Origin of the sequence: Bradyrhizobium sp. (genome assembly GCF_016462955.1) — a bacterium.
Classification (GTDB): domain Bacteria; phylum Pseudomonadota; class Alphaproteobacteria; order Rhizobiales; family Xanthobacteraceae; genus Bradyrhizobium.
Genome location: NZ_JAEMSD010000608.1, coordinates 1 through 3,564, shown reverse-complemented (window position 1 = coordinate 3,564; position 3,564 = coordinate 1). Strand labels below are relative to the sequence as shown.

General features: G+C 59.6%; 5 protein-coding genes. 3 read left to right on the top strand and 2 right to left on the bottom strand.

Going from position 1 to position 3,564, the window contains the following annotated elements:
- Positions 1 to 400: 400 nt before the first annotated feature.
- Complete coding sequence (locus tag JHD07_RS35390; RefSeq protein WP_291630634.1) at positions 401 to 796, bottom strand: response regulator; 396 nt, start codon at positions 794 to 796, stop codon at positions 401 to 403.
- A gap of 339 nt (positions 797 to 1,135) precedes the next feature.
- On the opposite strand from JHD07_RS35390, the gene JHD07_RS35385 reads away from it, so the two are divergent.
- Positions 1,136 to 1,654: a protein phosphatase CheZ gene (locus tag JHD07_RS35385; protein ID WP_291630632.1), complete on the top strand. Its 519-nt coding sequence runs from the start codon at positions 1,136 to 1,138 to the stop codon at positions 1,652 to 1,654.
- Positions 1,655 to 1,963: 309 nt separating this feature from the next.
- Here JHD07_RS35385 and JHD07_RS35380 read toward each other — a convergent pair whose 3' ends face one another.
- Positions 1,964 to 2,134: a hypothetical protein gene (locus JHD07_RS35380; protein ID WP_291630630.1), complete on the bottom strand. Its 171-nt coding sequence runs from the start codon at positions 2,132 to 2,134 to the stop codon at positions 1,964 to 1,966.
- A gap of 221 nt (positions 2,135 to 2,355) precedes the next feature.
- Here JHD07_RS35380 and JHD07_RS35375 point away from each other — a divergent pair, with 221 nt between their 5' ends.
- Positions 2,356 to 2,478: a hypothetical protein gene (locus JHD07_RS35375; protein WP_291630628.1), complete on the top strand. Its 123-nt coding sequence runs from the start codon at positions 2,356 to 2,358 to the stop codon at positions 2,476 to 2,478.
- A gap of 173 nt (positions 2,479 to 2,651) precedes the next feature.
- Positions 2,652 to 3,564: GAF domain-containing sensor histidine kinase (locus JHD07_RS35370; protein ID WP_291630626.1), on the top strand; the 913-nt coding region annotated here is incomplete at its 3' end.

The window sequence follows — 3,564 nt, the reverse complement described above, 5'->3', positions numbered from 1 at the left end:
CACATTAGGCGCAGGCCGCGAGGAGTTCATCTCGGGGCGACTACTGGACTCTATCGGAATTTGGCGGGCTTGCTTGCGTGGAAGGAGCGTTGCTACCGGCTAACCGGCGGTAGCGCGTCGCAGGAGAGAAGGCGCGGGGATGGGGCGATCGTCTTGATCGACAGACTCGATGCAATCCTGTACGCCCTGCGCCGCTTCGGGCGCTCTCGCGCTGGTCAGAACAGCAAGCACTGTCACCGTAATTCGGGAATCAATCGGCGACGGTGGGCCTCAGCCCAGGAGGTACTTTGATGGAAGGCCAGAGGCATCCCGGGCAAAGTTAAGTGCACTGTCACCGTATTTTTCAATCGCAGATCGCAGCGAGTGATGGGTTTCGCAAGAACTCAACCCATCCTATGTGCTAGACGCCTGCCATCTCGGGGAAGACCGCCTCGATCTTGGTTTTCAGCGTGGCGGCGTTGAACGGCTTGACGATATAATTGTTCACGCCCGCCTTCTTGGCGGCAATGACGTTCTCAGTCTTCGATTCCGCCGTGATCATGATGAACGGCGTGGTGGCGAGATTGGGGTCGGCGCGGACCTCCCGCAGCAAGTCGTAGCCGGTCATCGGCTCCATATTCCAGTCCGAGATGACCAGGCCGTATTTCTTGGCGCGCATCTTGTTGAGTGCGGCCGACCCATCGCTGGCGTCGTCGACATTCTCGAAACCGAGCTGCTTGAGGAGATTTCGGATGATACGGATCATGGTGCTGTAGTCGTCCACCACCAAGACAGGCATCGAAAGATCAACTGCCATCTTGCTCTCCTACGCAACGAAAACGCACATTTGGGACAGATTGTTGAGGCCCCCGTCAGTCCGCTCCGAGGACTAACATCGGCCCATAAACAGGGCGTTAACTGCTGGATCAGGTCTCTGCCAAGTGGTTAGGGCGCACCAGATGCGCGGCGCTCCTCAGAGACGAGAAGAACTTTCGCGGACGGGGCGGCCTTACCGCTAATTTAACGATCGCTTGCTTTGCTGGTCCAGGAACGTTGAAAGCGCGAAAATGCGTCCGCTCATTCGAAGCTTCCTTTCGAAGCCGCCATGGATTGCTGTGGCGCACGAAGGGCAAGTCGCCACCGTCGGGGATTTCTGATGATTACGTCGCAAGAAGAGACGGTGCTGAAAACGCATTTGGTCGAGATGTTCGGCCACATTAGCAGCATGCGGCGGGAATTCGCCGCTCTTCAAGGCAACAGCAAAGGCAGTTTCGCGACGATGGCAGACACCCTCGACGCGATCGTCGAGAATACGGAGGCAGCCGGGAACGCGATCCTCGAAAGCATGGAGGCGATCAGCGCCAGCGTCGCGAAGTTGCAGGGCGTCGACGAGCCGACTGTCGCAGCGATATGCGGCGAGATCGTCGATAGCACGAACAACGTGTTCGAGGCCTGCGCGTTTCAAGACCTCACAGGTCAGCGGATCACGCGGGTCGTCAAGTCGCTGCAGTTCATTGAAGAACACATCAACCGGCTGGTCCGGATGTGGGGAAAGGAGGAGCTGGCGCGGATGGCCGCCGAGCTTGCTGTTCCAAGTGCACCGGACTTGATGGAGGGGCCGAAGCGGCCGGGCGTGGCGATTTCCCAGGACGACATCGACAAGCTGTTCGCGTGAGCTGCAGCATCCTTCGAGCTGCGGCACTGTAACCCGGTCAATTCGTCTGTGAGACTTCTATCAAATCGCCGGCACGAATTTTCTGGCTAATCGGGGTCGCGTCCTAGTACGTCCCTTTGTTCATCTTCGCGTCGCGTCGAAGTGTGCGGCTCCACGATCAAAACGACGTAGCTCTCATTGTTGCGAGGGTTGAAGACCCGTTACGCTTACAGTGCACTTAACCTACGTCCTGAGCCTCATCACGTCGTCGCACTGCCACCGCAATATCCGTAATGTCTGCGGTTGGGCCGGCCGCGTCTCTCAGGAGATCTAGGCTGCTTCCTCCTCGAACGAGGTGTAGATCCGGCCGGCGGGATCAACGACCTGAACGTCCCAGCACCCGTCCTCGACCAGCTCCCTGGCTTTCTTGAGCGCCGCGGCGAGTGAAGGCCGCTTCAGGCTGACGATGCCCGCCGTGTCGAACCCCTTGATTTCAAACATGCCGCTCCTCCGCTTTTGGGAAAGCGTACACGTTTTCGACGGGATGTCAGCGGGTTTGTGGGGGCTCCTGGAGCGGCTAGGCACTGGCAGTGCGGGGCCATTGGACGCATGGGAACTTCAATCGTCGAACGTCACGGCCACCCCGGTTTCAGGTCAGCGGGATAGCGGCGACCCGCAGACAGGGGCGGCACTGATAGGCATGCTCCGCGGGAAGCGTGAAGATGGCCGGCAGCGTCGCCAGGAACGTCATCGGCCGCCTGCACTTTGAGCAGATCAGAACGGGCGGGCTGTCTTTCGCTGCGCAGAACATGGCCAAAATGCCGGAGGGGGAGGGCACACGTTAGGCGCATGAAGCGAGGAGTTCATCTCGGGGCGACTACTGGACTCTATCGGAATTTGGCGCGCGAGCTTGGGGGCGACGGTGCTACGTGCTAACCGGGACAGCGCATCGCAGGACGCGCTTACCCGAAGATAGGATTTCTGGTACCGGAGAGAGGGGGCTTGGGTAGGTTTGGTAATGGATATCGACCGCGACGTCGCGAGAATTGGCGGAATTTCCGCCGTTCCCACCATTCTGGAAGTCATCAACCTGACGACCGGCATGGGTTTTACCGCAGTCGCTCGGGTCACCGAAGACAGGTGGATCACATGCGCGTCCCGAGACGAGCTCTCGTTCGGCCTGAAGCCAGGGGATGAGCTCAAGGTCGAGACGACCATTTGTCATGAGATCAGGCAGACGAACGAAGCGGTGATCATCGACCACGTCAGCGACGACGTGGCGTACGCCTCTCATCACACCCCGGCGATGTATGGCTTCCAGAGCTACATCTCGGTTCCCATCATCCTGGCCGACGGCTCCTTCTTCGGTACGCTCTGCGCGATCGATCCCAAACCCCGCAAGCTGCGCACGCCCGAGATCATCGGGATGTTCAAGTTGTTCGCGGAGCTGATTGCGGCGCATCTCGATGCGGTGGGCCGGGTCGAGATTTCGGAAGCGAAGCTGCTGCTGGAGCAGCAGAAGGCGGAGCTGCGAGAACAGTTCATTGCCGTCATGGGTCACGATCTTCGCAATCCGCTGGCCTCGATCCAGGGCGGTCTGCGGCTGTTGAACAAGAAGGTTGATGCCGAAGGCCAGGGCTGGATCAAGATGCTGCAGGGCAGCGTCAATCGCATGGCCGGCCTGATCGACAACGTCATGGATCTCGCCCGTACGCGTCTCGGCGCTGGCATGCAGCTCAAGCTCAGGGAGGCGGAGCTGGAGCCGATCATCAACCAGGTCGTCTCGGAGTTCGCGAACGTCTATCCGGATTGGAAGATCTTGCGCGAGGTAAACGTGCCGGGGATGGTGAAGGTTGATGCCGGCCGGCTGGCGCAGTTGCTGTCCAACATCCTGGGGAATGCGACGTCCTATGGAGATCCCGCCCAGCCAA